Origin of the sequence: Flavobacterium agri, from assembly GCF_013401995.1 — a bacterium.
Classification (GTDB): domain Bacteria; phylum Bacteroidota; class Bacteroidia; order Flavobacteriales; family Flavobacteriaceae; genus Flavobacterium; species Flavobacterium agri.
Genome location: NZ_JACBJI010000002.1, coordinates 144,005 through 162,957, shown reverse-complemented (window position 1 = coordinate 162,957; position 18,953 = coordinate 144,005). Strand labels below are relative to the sequence as shown.

At 47.6% G+C, this 18,953-nt stretch carries 20 protein-coding genes; 14 read left to right on the top strand and 6 right to left on the bottom strand.

The features are described from left to right. Nucleotides 1–3 precede the first annotated feature (3 nt). The 7 genes from HZF10_RS04770 to HZF10_RS04740 all read left to right on the top strand — a co-directional run bounded on the left by HZF10_RS04770 (nucleotide 4) and on the right by HZF10_RS04740 (nucleotide 6,876). A complete protein-coding gene (locus tag HZF10_RS04770; RefSeq protein WP_176005041.1) occupies nucleotides 4–876 on the top strand; it encodes an AraC family transcriptional regulator in 873 nt (290 codons plus the stop codon). A gap of 178 nt (nucleotides 877–1,054) precedes the next feature. Continuing rightward, nucleotides 1,055–2,086 (top strand): ferrochelatase, encoded by a 1,032-nt coding sequence (gene hemH / locus HZF10_RS04765; protein WP_176005040.1) that lies wholly within the window; start codon nucleotides 1,055–1,057, stop codon nucleotides 2,084–2,086. After that, a complete protein-coding gene (locus HZF10_RS04760; RefSeq protein WP_176005039.1) occupies nucleotides 2,086–3,429 on the top strand; it encodes an MATE family efflux transporter in 1,344 nt (447 codons plus the stop codon). The genes hemH and HZF10_RS04760 overlap by 1 nt, the downstream gene beginning before the upstream one ends. Continuing rightward, nucleotides 3,416–3,961 carry a CopD family protein gene (locus HZF10_RS04755; RefSeq protein WP_176005038.1) on the top strand — a complete coding sequence of 182 codons (546 nt, stop codon included), beginning with the start codon at nucleotides 3,416–3,418 and terminating at the stop codon, nucleotides 3,959–3,961. The genes HZF10_RS04760 and HZF10_RS04755 overlap by 14 nt, the downstream gene beginning before the upstream one ends. A gap of 48 nt (nucleotides 3,962–4,009) precedes the next feature. Continuing rightward, nucleotides 4,010–5,422: an ATP-binding protein gene (locus tag HZF10_RS04750; protein ID WP_176005360.1), complete on the top strand. Its 1,413-nt coding sequence runs from the start codon at nucleotides 4,010–4,012 to the stop codon at nucleotides 5,420–5,422. 62 nt (nucleotides 5,423–5,484) lie between these two features. Beyond that, complete coding sequence (locus HZF10_RS04745; RefSeq protein WP_176005037.1) at nucleotides 5,485–6,267, top strand: enoyl-CoA hydratase/isomerase family protein; 783 nt, start codon at nucleotides 5,485–5,487, stop codon at nucleotides 6,265–6,267. Nucleotides 6,268–6,285: 18 nt separating this feature from the next. After that, nucleotides 6,286–6,876 (top strand): hypothetical protein, encoded by a 591-nt coding sequence (locus tag HZF10_RS04740; protein ID WP_176005036.1) that lies wholly within the window; start codon nucleotides 6,286–6,288, stop codon nucleotides 6,874–6,876. A 52-nt stretch (nucleotides 6,877–6,928) separates the two neighbouring features. On the opposite strand, the gene HZF10_RS04735 is transcribed toward HZF10_RS04740, so the two are convergent. Continuing rightward, nucleotides 6,929–7,819, bottom strand: a complete 891-nt coding sequence (locus tag HZF10_RS04735) for an NAD(P)H-binding protein (RefSeq protein ID WP_176005035.1) — start codon at nucleotides 7,817–7,819, stop codon at nucleotides 6,929–6,931. 81 nt (nucleotides 7,820–7,900) lie between these two features. Between HZF10_RS04735 and HZF10_RS04730 the strand changes: the two genes are divergently transcribed. After that, nucleotides 7,901–8,341 (top strand): winged helix-turn-helix transcriptional regulator, encoded by a 441-nt coding sequence (locus tag HZF10_RS04730; RefSeq protein ID WP_176005034.1) that lies wholly within the window; start codon nucleotides 7,901–7,903, stop codon nucleotides 8,339–8,341. A gap of 85 nt (nucleotides 8,342–8,426) precedes the next feature. Here HZF10_RS04730 and HZF10_RS04725 read toward each other — a convergent pair whose 3' ends face one another. The 3 genes from HZF10_RS04725 to HZF10_RS04715 are packed head-to-tail and all read right to left on the bottom strand — an operon-like array spanning nucleotide 8,427 to nucleotide 10,809. Further along, on the bottom strand, nucleotides 8,427–9,074 hold the full coding sequence (locus HZF10_RS04725) for an HD domain-containing protein (RefSeq protein ID WP_176005033.1): 648 nt from the start codon (nucleotides 9,072–9,074) through the stop codon (nucleotides 8,427–8,429). Continuing rightward, nucleotides 9,074–10,066, bottom strand: a complete 993-nt coding sequence (locus HZF10_RS04720; protein ID WP_176005032.1) for an acyl-ACP desaturase — start codon at nucleotides 10,064–10,066, stop codon at nucleotides 9,074–9,076. The genes HZF10_RS04725 and HZF10_RS04720 overlap by 1 nt, the downstream gene beginning before the upstream one ends. Nucleotides 10,067–10,077: 11 nt before the next feature. Then, complete coding sequence (locus HZF10_RS04715) at nucleotides 10,078–10,809, bottom strand: lysophospholipid acyltransferase family protein (protein ID WP_176005031.1); 732 nt, start codon at nucleotides 10,807–10,809, stop codon at nucleotides 10,078–10,080. Nucleotides 10,810–11,138: 329 nt separating this feature from the next. On the opposite strand from HZF10_RS04715, the gene recA reads away from it, so the two are divergent. From recA to HZF10_RS04695, 4 genes are all read left to right on the top strand, one after another. Further along, on the top strand, nucleotides 11,139–12,143 hold the full coding sequence (gene recA, locus HZF10_RS04710) for a recombinase RecA (RefSeq protein WP_176005030.1): 1,005 nt from the start codon (nucleotides 11,139–11,141) through the stop codon (nucleotides 12,141–12,143). A gap of 91 nt (nucleotides 12,144–12,234) precedes the next feature. Continuing rightward, a complete protein-coding gene (locus HZF10_RS04705) occupies nucleotides 12,235–12,639 on the top strand; it encodes a hypothetical protein (RefSeq protein ID WP_176005029.1) in 405 nt (134 codons plus the stop codon). Between the two features lie 19 nt (nucleotides 12,640–12,658). Continuing rightward, nucleotides 12,659–13,207 carry an RNA polymerase sigma factor gene (locus HZF10_RS04700; RefSeq protein ID WP_176005028.1) on the top strand — a complete coding sequence of 183 codons (549 nt, stop codon included), beginning with the start codon at nucleotides 12,659–12,661 and terminating at the stop codon, nucleotides 13,205–13,207. Continuing rightward, entirely contained in the window at nucleotides 13,204–14,895 is a 1,692-nt protein-coding gene (locus HZF10_RS04695) for an outer membrane beta-barrel protein (protein ID WP_176005027.1), read from the top strand. The genes HZF10_RS04700 and HZF10_RS04695 overlap by 4 nt, the downstream gene beginning before the upstream one ends. Before the next feature lie 57 nt (nucleotides 14,896–14,952). Here the strand turns inward: HZF10_RS04695 and HZF10_RS04690 are convergent, their stop codons facing one another. Continuing rightward, on the bottom strand, nucleotides 14,953–15,729 hold the full coding sequence (locus HZF10_RS04690; protein ID WP_176005026.1) for a lysophospholipid acyltransferase family protein: 777 nt from the start codon (nucleotides 15,727–15,729) through the stop codon (nucleotides 14,953–14,955). Nucleotides 15,730–15,798: 69 nt separating this feature from the next. Here HZF10_RS04690 and trpS point away from each other — a divergent pair, with 69 nt between their 5' ends. Beyond that, the gene (trpS, locus tag HZF10_RS04685) at nucleotides 15,799–16,776 is read left to right on the top strand and encodes a tryptophan--tRNA ligase (protein WP_176005025.1); all 978 of its coding nucleotides are present in this window, start codon (nucleotides 15,799–15,801) and stop codon (nucleotides 16,774–16,776) included. On the opposite strand, the gene dprA is transcribed toward trpS, so the two are convergent. Beyond that, a complete protein-coding gene (gene dprA / locus HZF10_RS04680) occupies nucleotides 16,777–17,874 on the bottom strand; it encodes a DNA-processing protein DprA (protein ID WP_176005024.1) in 1,098 nt (365 codons plus the stop codon). A gap of 102 nt (nucleotides 17,875–17,976) precedes the next feature. Here dprA and HZF10_RS04675 point away from each other — a divergent pair, with 102 nt between their 5' ends. Beyond that, complete coding sequence (locus HZF10_RS04675; protein WP_176005023.1) at nucleotides 17,977–18,912, top strand: HU domain-containing protein; 936 nt, start codon at nucleotides 17,977–17,979, stop codon at nucleotides 18,910–18,912. Nucleotides 18,913–18,953 lie beyond the last annotated feature (41 nt).

The window sequence follows — 18,953 nt, the reverse complement described above, 5'->3', positions numbered from 1 at the left end:
GCTATGGGTTCACAGGAAGTCATTAAGATAGAGGACGATTTTTACCTGCTTCGTTTCCAGAACGATGGCACCGAAACGTTTCGCGTCGAACGCCAGATCTCTCAAGGTTTGATCCAATTCCACTACGGATTGAAAGGCAAGGCGAAATTCATTTTCAATCAAGGCACATACGCTTTGGATCTGCGTGAGGAGAAGTCGCTTTTACTTTACAATCCACAAAAGGAATTGCCGCTTAACCTTGAATTGGCGCCGAATTCGTGGGTGATTTCGGTCATCATCTCGATCAAGAAATTCCACGCTTTGTTTTCGTCGGAAGCCGAACACATCCCGTTTTTATCGGCCGGAAACCAGGACAAGAAATATTACAACGAGGCCGACATTTCGCCTTCGATGGCCATCGTGCTCAACCAGCTGTTCCATTTCAACCTGCATCCTTCGATAAAAAATCTCTATTACAAAGGCAAGGCGTACGAACTGCTCAGTTTGTACTTTAACCGAACCGAAGATCCCGATGCCGAACAATGCCCGTTTTTGATCGATGAGGAAAATGTACTCAAAATCCGAAAAGCCAAAGACATCATCATCGCGAATATGGCCGAACCGCCCGGATTGCAGGAACTGGCCGATCAGGTCGGACTTAACCTCAAGAAACTCAAAGTCGGTTTCAAGCAGATTTACGGAGATTCGGTGTATGCGTTTTTGTTCGATTACAAAATGGAATTCGCGCGAAAATTGCTCGAGGACGGAACACACAACGTGAACGAAGCCGGCTTGAAAATCGGGTATTCGACGGCAAGCCATTTCATTTCGGCTTTTCGAAAAAAGTTCGGGACGACGCCGAAGAAATATTTGATGTCAATCAATGTTTCGGCTTAAGACAAAAAGATAATAGACGGATAGATAATAGACTGTTTACGGTTAGTTCAAGATTCGTCTACAATACAAGTAATAAAAACGATAAAAAACTGATGATAATTAGGATGATTTTTTTCGGATGACACAAGAGTGTCTATTATCTATCCGTCTATCATCTATTATCCAAAAATAAATCTTCATGAAAGGAGTGCTCCTTGTCAATCTCGGCTCGCCCGATTCCCCAGATCCAAAAGACGTAAAACCGTATCTCGACGAATTTTTGATGGACAAATACGTGATCGACGTACCATTTTTGCTGCGCGCGTTGCTCGTCCGCGGCATCATTTTGAGAAAACGCCCTGAAGATTCGGGTCACGCGTATTCGAAAATCTGGACCGAAGACGGATCGCCACTGATCGTCATCTCGAAAAAATTCCACGAAAAAGTCAAAGCCAAAACCGAAATTCCGGTCGCGCTTTCGATGCGTTACGGAAAACCGAACATCGAATCGGGATTGAAGGAATTGTCCGATCAGGGCGTGACCGAAGTGTTGCTTTTTCCGCTTTATCCGCAATACGCGATGGCTTCGACGAAAACGATCGAAGTCTTGGCCGAGGAAATCCGCAAGAAAAAATTTCCTCAGATGAAGATTACCGACGTTCCGGCGTTTTACAACCGCGCCGATTATATCAAGAACCTGTCCGACCTCATCAAGAAAAACCTTGAGCATTTCGAATACGACCATTTGCTGTTTTCGTATCACGGCATTCCCGAGCGACACATCCGCAAGACCGACATCACCAAATCGCACTGTAAAATCAATGCGACGTGTTGCGTCACGCCGTCGCCTGCGCATAAATTCTGTTACCGCCACCAATGTTACGAGACGACAAGACTCGTCGTTGAACAGCTTGGAATTCCAGAAGAAAAATATTCGCTCACGTTCCAATCGCGCCTTGCCGGAGACAAGTGGCTTGAACCGTACACCGACATCGAAATCAACAAAATGCCCGAAAAAGGCATCAAGAAACTCGCTGTCGTCACGCCTGCTTTCGTGGCCGATTGCCTCGAGACTTTAGAGGAAATCGCGATGCGCGCCAACGAGGATTTCAAGGAGCACGGAGGCGAGGATTTCCTGGCGATTCCGTGCCTTAACGAAAACGACGATTGGGTTGGAACCGCTTCGAACTGGATCAATTATTGGGCAAAAACCGATAAAATCTTCGCTTGATGGAACAGGCCGCAGAAGACTTCGGCACAGGCGACTTGAAAAAGTTGCTGCTGCGGCAAGCGGTCCCGGCTTCTGTGGGCATTCTTTTCCTGACGGTGAACATGCTCATCGACACGATCCTCGTCGGAAGATGGATCGGATCTATCGCGATTGCGGCTTTAACGGTCGTGACACCGATCATTTTCCTCATGGCTTCGGTCGGATTTGCGATCGGCGTGGGCGGAAGTTCGGTGCTGTCGCGGGCTTTGGGCGCTAAAAATATAGAGAAGGCGAAAAAATCGGTAGCGCACCAAATCGTGATGACGTCGGTTTTGACGATTCTTCTGATGCTCGCCGGACTGCTTTTCACCGATTGGATGCTCAAACTTTTCGGCGCGCAAGGCGATATCGTCTCACCTGCAAAAACATTCTTTTACCCGGTGCTTCTCGCCGGACCTTTGCAAGCTTTGGGCGCGATGGGGAACAGCATCATGCGTGCCGAAGACAAGGCCAGATACGCGATGATCGGCATGATCACGCCATCTGTGATGAACCTGGTTTTCGACGTCGCCTTCATCAAATTCATGGACATGGGCGTGTTCGGAGCGGCACTTGCGACCTCACTTTCGTTCCTCATGGGCTTTCTTTACCTGTTGTGGTATTTCATCTATAAAAGCGACATCAAACTCGAATTCCGTCACTTTTTGCCCGATTGGAAATTGACCGGTGAAATCGGCGCGTTGAGCTTTACTACATTGGCGCGCCAAAGCGTGATCAGCGCGTTGTCGGTGTTGTTGAACCATCAATTGTTCGAACACGGAGGCGAAACTTCGGTGACGGTTTACGGAATCGTCAGCAAAATGCTCATGTTCGCTTTGTTTCCGGTAAACGGCATCATGCAAGGCTTCCAGTCGATTGCGGGATTCAATTTCGGAGCAGAAAAGTACGGGCGCGTCAAGGAAATCGTGAAAATCTCGGTGTGGTCGGCATCGATTCTGGCCATTGTCGTTTATACGCTGATCTTGATTTTCGCCGAACCCATCGCCAAGCTTTTCATAGACGACGCACAAGTCATCGCGCAAACACCGAATGCGCTTCGTTGGGTTTTCGCGGCCTCGCCCGTAATCGCGATCCAATTGATCGGGTCGACGTATTTCCAGGCCGAAGGAAAAGCCGTGAAATCGTTGTTGCTTACGTTGACCAAACAGGGATTTTTCCTGATTCCGCTGATCCTGATTTTGCCCGATAAATTTGGTATTTTTGGAATATGGGTCGCGTTCCCGATCGCCGACGTGCTTGCCACGCTGGTCACCGGAAGCTTCCTGTTTTTCGCCATGAAGAAACTATCCGATGGAAAGCTATAACTACCTCAAATCGCTTCACTTGATATTCGTGATCACTTGGTTCGCGGGACTTTTTTATATCGTAAGATTGTTCGTGTACCAAATCGAAGCCGCATCGAAACCCTCGCCCGAGAAGGAAATCCTGCAAAAGCAGTACAAAATCATGACGTACCGGTTGTGGTATATCATTACGTGGCCGTCGGCAGTTTTGGCGATCTTGTTCGCGATCTCGCTTTTGTACCTGATGCCCGAGTGGCTCAGCCAACCGTGGATGCACGTGAAATTGGGATTCGTGTTTTTACTGATTCTGTACCAGTTGAAATGCCAGCAAATCTTTAGTCAACTGCAACGCGACGAAGTGAAATACACCTCGAATTTCATGCGGTTGTGGAACGAAGGCGCGACGATCATCTTGTTCGCGGTCGTGTTTTTGGTCATCCTCAAAAACGCTTTGGATTGGATTTACGGAGTCGTCGGAATCATCGCGTTTTCGGTTCTGATCATGCTCGGATTCCGCTTCTACAAACGTATCCGCGAGAAAAACAACAGTTAGATGGCCGGAATCTTCAACATATCGCTGCGTATCAGGATTTTCCTGTCGATGATCGTCCTGATCGTGATCGCGTCGGTTTTGTTGGCCACGATTTCGATCATCCAATTCAAGAACGAGGCGAAAGAATACCATCAGGAACGTCTTGAAAACAAGGAAAAGGCGATTACCGAACACATCAATTACGTGTTGTCGACCACGACATATCCGCTTACGACGCGCAATCTTCCGTTGATTTTCAAGGATCGGATCCACGAATTGAGCGACATCCACAACCTCGAGATAAACATTTACGGACTTAACGGAAAACTGCTGATTTCGTCCAAATCGTCGTTTTCGATCGACAGCATACCTCCTCCGGTGCCGCCTTTGGTACTCAAGCTCGTACAATCGTCTATCGAGAAACGCTACGTGAACATCACCAACAAGGACGGCGTAAAGAACCGCTCGTCGTACACCATAATCAAAGACGACAAATTCAAACCGCTCGGGATCTTGAACATCCCGTATGTAGAAGACGACAGTTATTACGAAAGCGAATTGCGCAATTTCCTGCTGCGTCTGAGTCAGGTTTACGGATTTACGCTCGTGATCGGATTCGGGCTTGCGTATTTTCTTTCGACGTATATCACGCAGACGCTCAAGACGATTTCAGACCGCATCAACGAGACGAGTTTCATGCAGAAAAACCAGCGCATTTATCTTAAGGCGAACAGCACCGAAATCGATTCCCTGATAAAAGCCTATAACGCGATGGTCGACGATCTCGAGGAAAGCGCCGTCAAGCTCGCCCAATCGGAACGCGAGGAAGCCTGGCGCGAAATGGCGAAACAGGTCGCGCACGAAATCAAGAACCCGCTTACGCCGATGCGCTTGACGGTGCAGAGTTTCCAGCGCAAATTCGATCCGAACGATCCCGATCTCAAGCAAAAACTCAACGATTACAGTCAGACGTTGATCCAACAGATCGATACGATGAGTGCAGTCGCCTCGGCATTTTCGAACTTCGCGTCTATGCCTGCGCAACAGAACGAGACGCTGAATGTCGTTCAGGTCGTCGAATTGGCGCTCGACATTTTCAACGAGGATTTCATCGCATTCGAAAGTTCGGAAGACGAAATCATTTCGGTGATCGACCGCACGCAGCTCATCCGCATCATCACGAATTTGGTCAAGAACGCGATACAGGCGATTCCGGAACACCGCGAAAACAAACTGGTTTCGGTAAAAGTACAGCGCGAGGACGAAAATGTGATGATTTCTGTACAAGACAACGGATTCGGCATAGAACCGTACAACGCGCCCCACATTTTCGAGCCGAAATTCACGACCAAAACCAGCGGTATGGGACTTGGTCTGGGCATCATCAAAAACATCATAGAGAATTATAAAGGAAGCATTACCTTTGAAACCGAACCCGGAAAAGGCACGGTTTTCACGGTGCGCCTTCCGATAAAGAATTAAATTCCAAAGAGATTCCTCCTTCGTCGGAATCCCCAAAACAAATCATAAAACAACAAATCACTATGTCTTTCGAAAACATATTGGTCGAGAAAAACGACAGGGTCGCAACCGTTACCATCAACCGACCGACCAAACTCAACGCGCTCAACAAAGCGACGATAAAGGAACTCAACGAAGCGTTTACAGAATTGCAATCGGATGATTCAGTGCGCGCGATCATCGTGACCGGAAGCGGCGAAAAAGCGTTCGTGGCCGGAGCCGATATTTCTGAATTCGCCGATTTCGACGACGAACAAGGCGCGGCTTTGGCGGCGACCGGACACGATTTGCTGTTCAATTTCGTAGAGCATCTTTCGAAGCCCGTAATCGCTGCCGTAAACGGATTTGCGCTTGGCGGCGGATTAGAATTGGCGATGTCGTGCCATTTCCGCATCGCATCGGACAACGCCAAAATGGGCTTGCCCGAAGTGACTTTGGGCGTGATTCCGGGTTATGGCGGAACACAGCGTTTGCCACAACTCGTCGGCAAAGGGAAAGCCATGGAAATGATCATGACCGCCGGAATGCTCACGGCCGAAGAAGCGAAAACCTGGGGATTGGTCAATCATGTCGTGCCTCAGGCCGAATTGCTCGGTTTGGCGAATGACCTGGCGCAGAAAATCGCGAAGAATTCACCGGTCGCACTCGCGAAAGCCATAGAAACCGTAAACGCCGGTTTTGATAAGGACGCCGATGGCTTCATGACCGAAATCCGTTCATTCGGATATTGTTTCGGCACCGAAGATTTCAAAGAAGGAACGACGGCTTTCCTTGAAAAACGCAAGCCTGAATTCACCGGACGTTAATCGTTTGAACATGGTCAAATGAAAAAAGCGCTGTTTGTTCTTTTTGTGGGTTTGGGCTTGTCGGCTTTCGCTCAGAAAAAGAGCGAACAGGCTTTGTTTTTCGATCAATTGGTAAAAAGCGGCACCGATGTGACCGTTTATACCGAATCTGTCGAAGAGCATTATCTCAAGGATTTGAAGAAAATGCTCCAAAAACACAAAACCATGACTCGGCCCGACTATGGCGAATGGCATAACTTGAAGACATCTGCACCAAAATCGATTACGCTTTCCAAGTCTGAGATCGATTACGTGATGGTGCAATTGGAAAAGGCGAACAAAAATCCGGGTTGGTCTAAAGGCTTGATCAAGAATTCACGCTTGGTGACTTCGGCAGAAATCGATTCCGTTTTTATGGACCAAAACAAAAGCTGGCCGTATTTCAAAAAGCATTACGGCAAAAGCTTGAGCACTTTTTCAAAACCTGTTTTCTTGAGAAACAATACGTTTTGCATTTTCTACAAAGCCGGAAGCGGCGGAGAACTTAGCGGCGGCGGCGGATTCTCTCTTTACGCCAAGGACAAAGGCGTTTGGAGATTGTATGGCATGTTGACCATGTGGATCAGTTAAAAAACAAAAAGCCCGGAAGTTACCGGGCTTTTTCAATGCATCGAATTTCTATTTATTGATTGTAAACGGGTGAGAAAACCTCTTTCGCGAAATCTTCGAACGAGCGTTTTCCTTTTACGATTTTATCGGGATTCGAATCGGCTTCGGCAAAACCACGACCATCGCGGAACGCTTCTCCCATTTCGATGAACGCTTGGGCCGCGCTTGCAGAAAATCCGTTTTGGAGCAAACCGTTTCGGTAGTCTTCGTTTGAAAACTGTACCCATTGTAAGTCGGGTTTTCCTATCGCATTTCCGAGGATCGAAGCGATCTCTTCGTTGGTTTTTTCGGCGCTTACGATAAAACGCACCAAGTTTCCGGAAACTGGGTTGAGGATTGCATCTGCCGCGACATCGGCAATATCGGCCGGATGCGTAATCAGGAAACGCGTTTCGGGCAAGGTGTTGTCGCCTGCGATTCCCGCGTGTTTGATAAGACCGATTTGGGCGAGATAGTTCGTAAAGAATCCACCGGGACGCAAATAGGTGAAATCGACGTCCTTGAGTTCGGCGTAATGTTTTTCGGCCAAGGCCAGTCCGCTCAAAGGCCCATTGCCCAATGGCAAATGCGCTCCCATACTGCTCAAGGCCACAATTCTTTTCACGCCCGATTGCGCTATGGCATCGGCATAGATTTTTCCGGAATCGGCAATATATCCGACCATGTCCTCGGCTTGGTACGATGGCGGAATCATGAGATAGATCGCGTCGGCGCCCGTAAAAGTCCTGACGAGGAAATCGTGGTCGGCAATATCGCCGATGGCTGGTTTCGCTCCTAACTTCTCGATTTCGGCAACCTTGCCGGAAGACCGGCTGATGACCGTTATGTCGTTTCCTTTTTCTGCCAATTGTTTGACGAGCGGACGACTGATATTTCCCAAAGAACCTGTGATGATGATTTTCATGATAAAGTGTTTTTAAATTCAGGAAACAAAGTTATCTTTGTACTTACTTTTTTACAAGTACTTACCCTAAAGTATGTAGTTATGACGGCGATAAAAGAATCTTCGGTAATTCAGGAAAACAAAGCGGCGGCAATCATCGAATGTCCCGTGACGTATGTGATGGATCGAATCGGCGGATATTGGAAACCGATTATTTTGTTCCAGTTGATGTCGGGTGAAAAACGTTATAATGAAATCAGGAAAGGCATTCCTCCGATTACCGAAAAAATGCTGATCCAAAGCTTGAAGCAACTCGAAGCTGAAGCCTTGGTCATACGCAAAGCACAACCTGTCGTGCCGCCAGTAGTAACTTACAGTTTAAGCGATTCGGGCAGAAGATTGCAGGGAGTACTGCATGCGATGGCCGAATGGGTTATAGAGGAAAGCAAGATCAAAGACATTCCGTTGGGTAAGGAATTAAGCGATTTTCCGGAAGTTGTGGCGCGTTGGGAAAGCCAGCGGGAAACGGGTCAGCCGAGTTGATGCGCTATCGCGCCCACCCATCGCGAAAATACGCCCAAAAACCCAACCTCAATTACAGTAAATCTATACCAAATCCTAAAATCGATTACCTCAACCCTTCCCATTCCGCATAGAACTGCGAAAGGAAACCTTCCATATACCGATGGCGCTCTTCGGCCATCCGCTTTCCGGTTTCGGTATTCATCTTGTCCTTCAACAACAGCAATTTTTCGTAGAAATGGTTCAACGTAGGCGAAACGGAATTTTTGTATTCCTCTTTCGACATGCCCAGATTCGGTTTGATTTGAGGATCGTATAACGGTCGGTTCTTGAATCCGCCGTAATTGAAACAACGCGCGATACCGATGGCGCCAAGTGCATCCAAACGGTCGGCATCTTGCACTACGTCGAGTTCTTTAGAAGAAAACGTCTTTTGGAAATTACCGCCTTTAAACGAAATGTTCTCGATGATGTTGATTACGTGAACGATGGTTTCTTCATCCGCATTTTGGCTTTCGAGGAATTTACGCGCGGTTTTCGGACCAACGGTCTCGTCACCGCCGTTGAATTTGCTGTCGGCGATGTCGTGAAGCAAAGCCCCGAGTTGCACGACTGTCAAATCGCAACGTTCGGATTCGGCAATATGCAATGCATTTTTCCAGACGCGTTCGATATGGAACCAATCGTGTCCGCCTTCAGCGCCTTTCAATTGCTCTTTGACGTAGGTAACTGTATTGGCAATCAGGTTTTCCATCAAACCCCGATGCGAGCCGGTTCAACCCATTTGAAGATGTGCGATTCCGCCGGAATGACGAGCCTTTCCGAAACCCTTGTCATACGCGCCGGCAATTTCATCAGGAAATCGCGTGCTTTTTCGGCTTCATCGGTAAGGTTGGTGATCGAAGCGATGTTCCAACGATCGATGAGCTTCTGCAAAATATCAACGTAATCTGCCGAAGTGTAAACCCCGATGCGCTGAGCGGAATCTGAAAAATGTTCGAAAGCCGCGCTGATCTTCTCTCCCGATTCACGCAGGAACTGGGCCGGCATGACGATCTTGAGCTTCATCATGTGCTGGAAAGCCAACATCATCTCGCTCGGATCGATCTGGAAAATGCGGTTCACGAATTCAGAATACGCATGGTGGTGGCGCATTTCGTCTCCCGCGATCATCTTACACATTTTGGCAAGGTCTTTCGCGCCGTGCTGTTTGGCGATTTGCGAAACGCGGTTGTGGGAAACGTATGTGGCGAGTTCCTGGAAACTCGTGTAGACGAAGTTCTTGTACGGATCGGTGTCGGTGCCGATGTCGAAACCGTCCGACAGCAAATGCTGCGTCGTCATCTCGATCTCGCGCATGTTCACACGCCCCGAAAGGTAAAGGTATTTGTTCAAAAGGTCGCCGTGGCGGTTTTCCTCGGCCGTCCAATGACGTACCCATTTCGACCAACCGTTGGGCTCGATCTGGTCGATGCCTTCTACGGTCATCAGCCAGGATTCGTAAGTCGGGAGCGCCTCTTCGGTAATCATGTCACCGATGAGCACGATCCAGAAATCGTACGGCAAATCTTTCGCGATCTCACGCAATTCCTTCACGTCTTCAAAAAAAGTGTCCTTTTCTGAATTCGGAAGAAAGTCGGTAGGCTGCCAGATTTTCTCGACCGGGATCAAATACTGATCTACAAAACCATCGATTTCTTTCTCGAGGAACTGCATTACTTCCAGACGTACGTTCTTTATTGACATTGCGCGGTATTTTAATATTTGATGGATCCGGTGACGGCTTTTTCGGTATACTCCATGATTTCTTCGAAGGAATGACCCGAAACGGCCATCGGCTCGTGAACCGTGAATTTGAGGTGGTTGCCCAACCCAAGCGGGAAATAGCCGAATTTAGCCATCTTCCAGGAATTGTTGATCGTAAGCGGAACGACATAAGCCGAAGGTGCCGCCTTGCATAATATTTTGAGCCCGGTTTGGGCAAATTCTTTCGGTTTTCCGTTTTTGCTGCGCGTGCCTTCGGGGAAAATCACCGCCGAACGGTTGTGCTGCTCGATATAGTCGCCAAGCCCTTTTATGACCGGAAGCGCCTGTCGCGGGTCTTTCCTGTCGATGAGCACCGATCCGCCGTGGCGTAAATTGAATGACACGCTCGGAATGCCTTTTCCTAATTCCTGCTTACTGACGAATTTCGGATGTACTTTTCTCAAAAACCAAACGATCGAAATGATGTCGTACAGGCTTTGGTGGTTCGAAACGATGATCAGCGGTACGTTGGCCGGAATCTTCTCGCGTCCTTCGAACGTGTAGCGCGTCCCTAGAATATAGGTGCACCAAGTGAGCAGCAGGTTCAGGACATCGACACTTTTCTTGTGTGCCTGATATCCGATCTTAAGGCAAGCCCATTGTACCGGATGAAACACCAGCAGGCAAAGCCCGAAAAAGAAATAATACACGAACGATATCGGATACGAAATGATTTTCTCCATGCCTTAGGTAAATCCCGCCAAAAGTACGCATAAAATATCGTTTTTGCCCATAAGCCCGTAAGGTTTTAGCAAAACTTTTGGCCGAATCAATTTTAACATTATGTGTAGAAAATCTATCGCCGAAAATGAAAAGAAGGGCCTAATTTTAATCTTCCGCGGAACTTGCAAAACAGCCCAATTTTATCCGCCATACAATTGAATATAAGCCATTTGGACCATTGGGTTGTTTTTGCCTTTCTTATGTGGAAAAGTAACGTTCAGGTTGCCATTCACGAAGAGGAAAAAAGACTACATTTACGAAATTTTACTAACGATCAGAAGCCGAAAAAATGAGTTCAGAGAAAGAAGCGAAATTAAAAGCACTACAGTTAACATTAGACAAATTAGATAAGACATACGGCAAAGGAACGGTCATGAAAATGGGCGACAAAGCCGTCGAAGAAGTAGAAGTGATCCCGTCCGGGTCGCTTGGCGTAGACCTTGCACTCGGCGTGAACGGATACCCGAAAGGACGTATCATCGAAATCTACGGACCGGAATCCTCTGGTAAGACGACACTTACTCTGCACGCGATCGCGGAAGCCCAAAAAGCTGGCGGAATCGCAGCGTTCATCGATGCCGAGCACGCTTTCGACAGAAGTTATGCCGAAAAGCTCAACGTGAATATAGAGGAACTTATCATCTCACAGCCTGACAATGGGGAACAAGCTTTGGAAATCGCCGAGAACCTGATTCGTTCGGGAGCGATCGACGTGGTCGTGATCGACTCGGTCGCAGCACTTACGCCAAAAAGCGAGATCGAAGGCGAAATGGGCGAATCCAAAATGGGATTGCACGCGCGTTTGATGTCGCAAGCCTTGAGAAAACTTACGGCAACGATCAGCAAGACGAACTGTACGGTTTTCTTCATCAACCAGTTACGCGAGAAAATCGGGGTTATGTTCGGGAATCCGGAGACGACTACCGGAGGAAACGCGTTGAAATTCTATGCTTCGGTCCGTTTGGACATCCGTCGCCAGTCGCAAATCAAGGATGGCGACAATGTGATCGGAAACCGAACCAAGGTAAAAGTCGTAAAGAATAAAGTGGCGCCTCCGTTCAAGTTTGCCGAATTCGACATCATGTACGGCGAAGGCGTTTCCAAAACAGGCGAAATCCTCGATTTGGCCGTGGAATTTGAAATCGTGAAGAAATCGGGTTCGTGGTTCAGTTACGGCGACACGAAACTCGGGCAAGGGCGCGATGCCGTCAAAGTCATGATAAAAGACAATCCGGAACTCGCCGACGAGCTCGAGCAAAAGATAAAGGCGCTCATAAAAGAGCAAAACAATTAAACCGAAAAGCCCACTGCGGGCTTTTTTTTATTTTTATGACGCAACCTTTTTAAATATCCTGCATCTGATGGAAAGATTAGTAAAAATGAGAATGAAAAAGCTGCTGTTCTTTTTCTTATTGGCAATTACCGTTGTCTCATGTAGTGTCAGTGATGACCCTGGATCGCAAGAGTTCATGCTTCCGGTCGAAGATGCGACAGTGCCCGAGACATTGGTTTTAGGTCAAAATGCAAGCATCCTGGTCAAATACAGAAGACCGACGGATTGCCACATCTTTAACGGATTTTACACGGATTCCGACGGATTTACGCAAACTATTTCCGTTAGGACATTAAAATTCAGCGAGGACAATTGCATGGATGATTCGGCCACCGTTTATGAAGCTCCTTTGAATTTCATACCTGGCATGCCCGGAACATACCATTTCCGATTTTGGACCGGAAACGATTCAAACGGAGCGCCACAATTCCTAGAGTTTGAATCTGTTGTAGAATAACGTTAAAGCTGCCCGTATTTTGAGTTTAGAACAGCTCATAGATGATTGCAGGAATAACGACAGGAAAGCCCAGGAACAATTGTACAAATTGTACAAATCGAAATTGTTCGCGGTTTGCCTCAAGTATTCCAGGAACTACGCCGAGGCGGAAGATAACTTCCAAGACGGGTTCGTGATCATTTTCAATAAGATCGGGCAATACAATTTCAAAGGCTCTTTCGAGGGCTGGATGAAGCGGATCATGGTAAATAACGTACTCCAGCAATACAGGAACGTCACTTACCTGGACATGGTGAACAAGGACATTGCCGATGAAGATGTCGAAGTGGACATAGACGACGAAAACGTCCCGCTCGACTTCCTGATGAAAATCATACAGGAATTACCGGATCGCTACCGGTTGGTATTTAACCTGTATGTAATCGACGGATATCCGCACAAGGAAATAGCGGACATGCTCGAAATCACCATCGGGACATCGAAATCGAACCTGGCGCGTGCCCGTATGATTTTGAAAGAGAAGATTGACCATTATAGCAATACACAAAAATTACCCTCTGCGAAATGAGCGAGAGAAAAAATATCGACCGCCTTTTTCAAGAAAGGTTCAAGGATTTCGAATCTGAACCCTCGGAACAGGCGTGGAAAAATATAGAAGCGAGGCTTGAGGAAAAGAAAGACCGAAAACTGATCCCGTTCTGGTTCAAATATGCCGGAGTGGCTGCGGTTTTGCTCATCGGGTTGTTACTGACGCTCGATAATGGCGACAACAATCCGAAAGTAAACGGCGGAACGCAAGTAGTATCGGCTCCCGACAAAAAAGCCAAAGCCGAAGACAATGACGTCAAAAAACCGACGAATATCGGCAATGAAGATTTCGGAAAACCCGACAACGCCATAACGACCAACGACGCGATCGCTCCAAAAGCAAATAACGCGACCAAGGTCGGAAACGCAAACAAAGCAAACGGCACGTCGGCAGATCCGATGTGGAATCCGAACGGCAGCAGCGCATCCGGAATTCGTCAAAACGACACTGGAATCACGTCTTATCCATCGAAAAAAGCTTCCGATAAGAAGGCTTCGGGACGCATATTAGGCGGAAACGACAAGGTTCTTCCGTCGGTTGAGGAATCGCGCGAACAATACGCATCGGCCACATCGAAAAACCGCAAGGCGAAAAAAGGAAGTAACGCAAAATCGAATAAAACCGATCTGCAATACACAGACGAAAACAATAACGCGAACGAAAGCCAAATTGCCGCTTCTAACGGCAAATCGGGCAAAAATCCGAAAACGAACGACAACCTTAAAAACGAAAATCAAATTGCTGTAAACGAGAACAACCAATCGGGACAACCCGAACAACACAACGAGAAGGAAGTAACTGCAAAAACAACAACTTCGACCCAAGCTATCGCGGCCAAAACCGATGATATAAAAAAGGACTCTACTGGTATTGCTACGGTAGAAGAACCCAATGCACTGGAAGAATTGCTAAAAAATGAAAAAGAAAACAAGTCAGTTACCGAAAACGAACCGAAAATGAATAGGTGGCAAGTCTCACCAAGGGTTGCCCCTATTTATTTAAGTTCAACCTCGAGCGGTTCCCCGATTGATTCCCGTTTCGCGAAAAACGACAAAGATTACAAAACGCAACTTTCTTACGGAGTTGGCGTGGGTTACTCGCTCAACAAAAGGCTCTCGGTACGCGCGGGCGTAAATTCGCTTTCATTCGAATACAACACGAACAATGTCGTGGCCATGCAATCGACCGTAGGAAGGCAACAGCTCGAACACGTGAAACCGACATTGCAAGGAGCGTTCCTGAGGATCGAGAACAAAGACCCGAACGCACCCGTCGAATTAACGAGCAACGGGCTTGTCGCCAAGGAATTCAGCAGCAGCCTGAGCCAAAAGACGGGCTATATCGAAGTTCCCGTGGAATTGAGTTACAAATTGATCGACAAACGCTTCGGAGTCGACGTGATCGGCGGATTCAGTACGTTGTTCCTCAACGAAAACGAAGTGTCGGTCGTTTCTTCGGATAACGAGATACAAGTCGGTAAGGCCGATAACCTCAACGCGACGAGTTTCAGTACCAATATTGGCCTCGGATTGCGCTATAACATCTGGAAAGCTTTGCAGTTCAACGTCGAGCCGATGTTCAAATACCAAATCAATACCTACTCGGAGTCGGGTAATTTCAAGCCGTATTTCTTCGGTTTGTACACAGGCCTGAACTACCGTTTTTAAAGATAATAGTTAGTTGGTTACAATTAAGTTCGTGTTGGTCTTCGCGAAGATCAACCTCTAAAGGGCATCCAGGCCAGGATGCTCTTTTTTATTGTAGCGCAACAGTTCGTGGTAGATGATGCTTCGGGTTTCGTCGCGTAAATCCTTTATGTCCTGTTTGTTTTCGTCCGACCTGTCAACGGTGGGAATTTCATGGTGCATCTTTACGCGCATGCGACCCGGGCTTCCGCTGAAGAAGTTGAACGAAAAACGCTTTTTATTGTCGGGAAACGTAAGCGGAAAAACCGGAATGTCGTGTTCGATCGCCAATCTGAAAGCACCGTCCTTGAACGCATCGAGCAAAACGGATTCATCGTCGGGAACGCCTCCTTCGGGAAAAATACAGATACTCAACCCTTGATTGAGGCGTTTTTGCGCGCGGTCGAAAACTTCCTTGCGGCTTTTCGGGCTGCTTCTGTCGACGAGGATGCACGTGCGTTTATAGAAAAATCCGAACAGCGGTATCTTGACCAGTTCCTTTTTTCCGACGAAAACGAACGGATTTCGGATCACGGCCAACATCAGCATGATATCGGCCATAGACGTGTGATTGGCCACGAACATGTAACTCTTGCCGGGTTCGGGTTCGTCCTCGCGTTCGATTTTGTACCAGAATCCCATTCCGAAAAGTATGAAACGCGCCCAAATACGGGCCAGTACGAAAAAGAACGGATACCATTTTTCCCTACTGATGGAAATGATCAAAAACGGTAAAAACGCGATGATTGGAATGGCCATCAGGATATAAAACCAACTGCGCCAAAGCAGCCAGAAAACGTACTTGAGGATTTTCATATTCCCAAAAATAATCATTCGAGGTCAGATTATGCAAAAGCCTTAACTTTGCAGCCAAAATCAAACAAAATGGCCAAAATCCTTACAGGCATACAAAGTACGGGAACGCCGCATTTGGGCAACCTTTTGGGCGCGATCCTTCCCGCTATAGAATTGTCGAACAAACCAGAGAACGATTCGTTTCTTTTTATCGCCGATCTGCATTCGGCAACCCAGATAAAAGACGGGGAAACCTTGCGCGATAACACCTACAGCACGGCTTCTGCTTGGCTTGCCTGCGGATTGGACATAGACAAAGTGATTTTTTACCGCCAAAGCGACGTGCCTCAAACCACCGAACTTGCGTGGTATTTGAGCTGTTTCTATTCCTACGACAGACTTAAGCTTGCGCATTCCTTTAAGGACAAAAGGTCGCGATTGGAAGATGTGAACGCCGGTTTGTTCACCTATCCGATGCTTATGGCCGCGGACATCCTTTTGTATGATGCCGAACTTGTGCCGGTTGGCAAAGACCAGATTCAGCATTTGGAAATCACGCGCGATGTGGCGGCGAGGTTCAACCACGTGATGGGGGAAACTTTCGTGTTGCCCGATCATTTCACGCACGAAGACACCATGCTCGTTCCGGGTACGAACGGCGGTAAAATGAGCAAGTCGGCCAACAACATCATCAATATCTTTTTGGACGACAAGGCGTTGCGCAAACAGGTTATGTCGATCGAAACCGACAGCACGCCTCTCGAAGCGCCCAAAAATCCGGATACGTGTAAGATTTTCGCAATTTACCAGCTATTGGCGACTGCGGAACAGACCGAAATCCTACGCGAGAAATACAAGAACGTCAATGGCGATTTCGGATATGGCCACGCCAAGCAGATGTTGTTCGAACTGATTACCGAGAAATTCGGGACCATCCGCGAGAAATACAACCATTATATCAACAACCGCGAGGAAGTGGACGCGCTTTTGAAAAAAGGAGCCCAACGTGCCGGATCGATTGCGAACGGTGTTTTAGCACGAGTCCGACACAAGCTCGGCTACGAATAGTCAAATCGCCTCAAAAACCTTCCCAGGAAGCGGACGAATCGCGCTTTTGAGTTCCATCGTGAGCAGCACCGACGATAATCGGTAAACGGAAATACCGCAGTCGGTCGCAATGACATCGAGCGTCTCTTTTCCGTTTTGGACGAGGAAGTCGTAAATGATCTGTTCTTCGTCCGAAAGCGATACGAAAAGTTGTTTCTGTATTGGTTTTGCATCGGTTTTCAAATCCCAATTCATCATATAAATCAAATCTGCCGCGCCTGTCAAAAGATGGGCGCGCTGGGTTTTGATGAGTTTGTTGCAACCTTGGCTGTACACGTCCGAAACGCGACCCGGAACGGCAAACACGTCGCGGTTGTAGTCGTTGGCGAGATTGGCCGTGATCAGCGAACCGCCTTTCTCGGCAGATTCGATGATGATCGTGGCCTCGCTCATACCCGCGACGATGCGGTTGCGACGCACGAAATTCTCTGGCGCGGGATAGGCATTGCTCCAAAATTCCGAAAAAAATCCGCCGTTGGAATTTATGGGTCCGATGTACTTTTTATGGGCTTTCGGATACACCTGTTTGAGTCCGTTCCCGATGACCGCAATGGTCTGAAGATCGTTTTCAAGCGCCGCCTGATGCGCGATGATGTCGATCCCGAGTGCAAATCCGCTTACGATTATCGGATTCAACGGTGCAAGATCGCTTACCAATTTGCGGCAAAATTCATTGCCGTAAGCCGTGGCGTTGCGCGTTCCGACGATACTGATGATTTTCCTGTTCGTGAGATCGATGTTTCCGGTCGAGAAAAGCAACAGCGGACCGTCGACGCAATGTTTGAGCCGTTCGGGATAATCCTCGTCGAGAAAACAGCAGACTTTGATGCCGGAATCGAGAATAATCCTGGCTTCGGCTTCGGCTTTCGCAAAAACCGACTTATCTTTGAATTTCGGGATCAAAGCAGTCCCGATACCCGCTTCCCTGAGATCGCGGCTTCCCGTTTCGAAGATTTCACGCGCAGATTTAAAATGGGACAACAGCTTCTTGGCGATAATGTCGCCCACGCCTTCTACTTTTTGCAAGGCTAATACAGATACTAATTCTTCGTGGCGCATACTAAACAATTGAATCTGAAAAATATAAAATTTCGGTCGGATTGTTAATAAAAATTGTGGATAAAATTTTGACCGCGCGTCTCATTGTATAACTTTGTTTTTATGAAGATTGAACACTACATTTCCCAACTCTTGTATCGTTACCAGTGTGTTACGGTTCCCGGGTTCGGTGCTTTTTTGACGGAATACCAGTCGGCTCAACTGCACGAATCATCGAGCGCGTTCTATCCGCCCAAAAAGTTGGTTTCGTTCAATTCGAACCTTAAGAACAACGACGGCTTGTTGGCGAACCACATCGCGCTGGCCGAGAAATCGTCGTACGAATCGGCCGTCAGCGCTATACAGAATGAGGTTTCCATTTGGAAGAATATTCTTGAAGTGAACGGAAAATTCTCGTTGAAGAATATCGGCGAGCTTTCTTTGAACGCCGAAAACAATGTCGTTTTCAATCCATCCGACCATATAAATTACCTGGTCGAGGCTTTCGGACTCAGTTCTTTTGTTTCACCTGCCGTAAAGCGCGAGGAATACAAAAAAGAAGTCGAAGTCCTCGAAGAGAAGGCTCCTATCGTTTTCACACCAGAAGCGCGCAAGAAACGTCCTTATTTGCGTTATGCTGCCGTTTTCATCATGGCTATGGGATTGAGTGCTTTTGGCGGTTATCATCTTTATAACAACCAGGTTGAGCGCGAAACGTTGATGGTCGAAACACAGGTTCAGAAACAGGTTCAGGACAAAATCCAGGAGGCCACTTTCTTTATAGATGCGCCACTTCCGGCAGTTACTTTGGCCGTCAAGGAAGACAAATTGCGCTACCATGTGGTCGCCGGTGTTTTCAGAAGTGCCGAAAACGCAGACAAAGCCTGCAAACAGCTTCAGGATTTAGGATTCAAATCAAGACGCATCCCACAAAATCGTCACGGGTTGTTTCCTGTGCTTTACGGAAGCTATACTTCCAAAGCGGAAGCGGTAAATTCAATGAACCAAATCAGGCAAAGCCGCGACAGCCAAGCCTGGTTGCTCATAAAAGAACTTTAACATTTATCCCGGCCCGTTCGGGATTTTTTGTGCGCTTGCGT

What these genes read in the sequence shown, in the direction of transcription:
- HZF10_RS04770 (WP_176005041.1), top strand. Translation starts at nt 4, where the DNA reads ATGGGTTCACAGGAAGTCATTAAGATAGAGGACGATTTTTACCTGCTT.
- hemH (WP_176005040.1), top strand. Translation starts at nt 1,055, where the DNA reads ATGAAAGGAGTGCTCCTTGTCAATCTCGGCTCGCCCGATTCCCCAGAT.
- HZF10_RS04720 (WP_176005032.1), bottom strand. Translation starts at nt 10,066, where the DNA reads ATGTCAATAAAGAACGTACGTCTGGAAGTAATGCAGTTCCTCGAGAAA.
- HZF10_RS04690 (WP_176005026.1), bottom strand. Translation starts at nt 15,729, where the DNA reads ATGAAAATCCTCAAGTACGTTTTCTGGCTGCTTTGGCGCAGTTGGTTT.
- HZF10_RS04740 (WP_176005036.1), top strand. Translation starts at nt 6,286, where the DNA reads ATGAAAAAAGCGCTGTTTGTTCTTTTTGTGGGTTTGGGCTTGTCGGCT.
- HZF10_RS04760 (WP_176005039.1), top strand. Translation starts at nt 2,086, where the DNA reads ATGGAACAGGCCGCAGAAGACTTCGGCACAGGCGACTTGAAAAAGTTG.
- HZF10_RS04675 (WP_176005023.1), top strand. Translation starts at nt 17,977, where the DNA reads ATGAAGATTGAACACTACATTTCCCAACTCTTGTATCGTTACCAGTGT.
- dprA (WP_176005024.1), bottom strand. Translation starts at nt 17,874, where the DNA reads ATGCGCCACGAAGAATTAGTATCTGTATTAGCCTTGCAAAAAGTAGAA.
- HZF10_RS04745 (WP_176005037.1), top strand. Translation starts at nt 5,485, where the DNA reads ATGTCTTTCGAAAACATATTGGTCGAGAAAAACGACAGGGTCGCAACC.
- HZF10_RS04750 (WP_176005360.1), top strand. Translation starts at nt 4,010, where the DNA reads ATGATCGTCCTGATCGTGATCGCGTCGGTTTTGTTGGCCACGATTTCG.
- HZF10_RS04705 (WP_176005029.1), top strand. Translation starts at nt 12,235, where the DNA reads ATGAAAAAGCTGCTGTTCTTTTTCTTATTGGCAATTACCGTTGTCTCA.
- HZF10_RS04735 (WP_176005035.1), bottom strand. Translation starts at nt 7,819, where the DNA reads ATGAAAATCATCATCACAGGTTCTTTGGGAAATATCAGTCGTCCGCTC.
- recA (WP_176005030.1), top strand. Translation starts at nt 11,139, where the DNA reads ATGAGTTCAGAGAAAGAAGCGAAATTAAAAGCACTACAGTTAACATTA.
- HZF10_RS04715 (WP_176005031.1), bottom strand. Translation starts at nt 10,809, where the DNA reads ATGGAGAAAATCATTTCGTATCCGATATCGTTCGTGTATTATTTCTTT.
- HZF10_RS04725 (WP_176005033.1), bottom strand. Translation starts at nt 9,074, where the DNA reads ATGGAAAACCTGATTGCCAATACAGTTACCTACGTCAAAGAGCAATTG.
- HZF10_RS04755 (WP_176005038.1), top strand. Translation starts at nt 3,416, where the DNA reads ATGGAAAGCTATAACTACCTCAAATCGCTTCACTTGATATTCGTGATC.
- HZF10_RS04695 (WP_176005027.1), top strand. Translation starts at nt 13,204, where the DNA reads ATGAGCGAGAGAAAAAATATCGACCGCCTTTTTCAAGAAAGGTTCAAG.
- HZF10_RS04730 (WP_176005034.1), top strand. Translation starts at nt 7,901, where the DNA reads ATGACGGCGATAAAAGAATCTTCGGTAATTCAGGAAAACAAAGCGGCG.
- trpS (WP_176005025.1), top strand. Translation starts at nt 15,799, where the DNA reads ATGGCCAAAATCCTTACAGGCATACAAAGTACGGGAACGCCGCATTTG.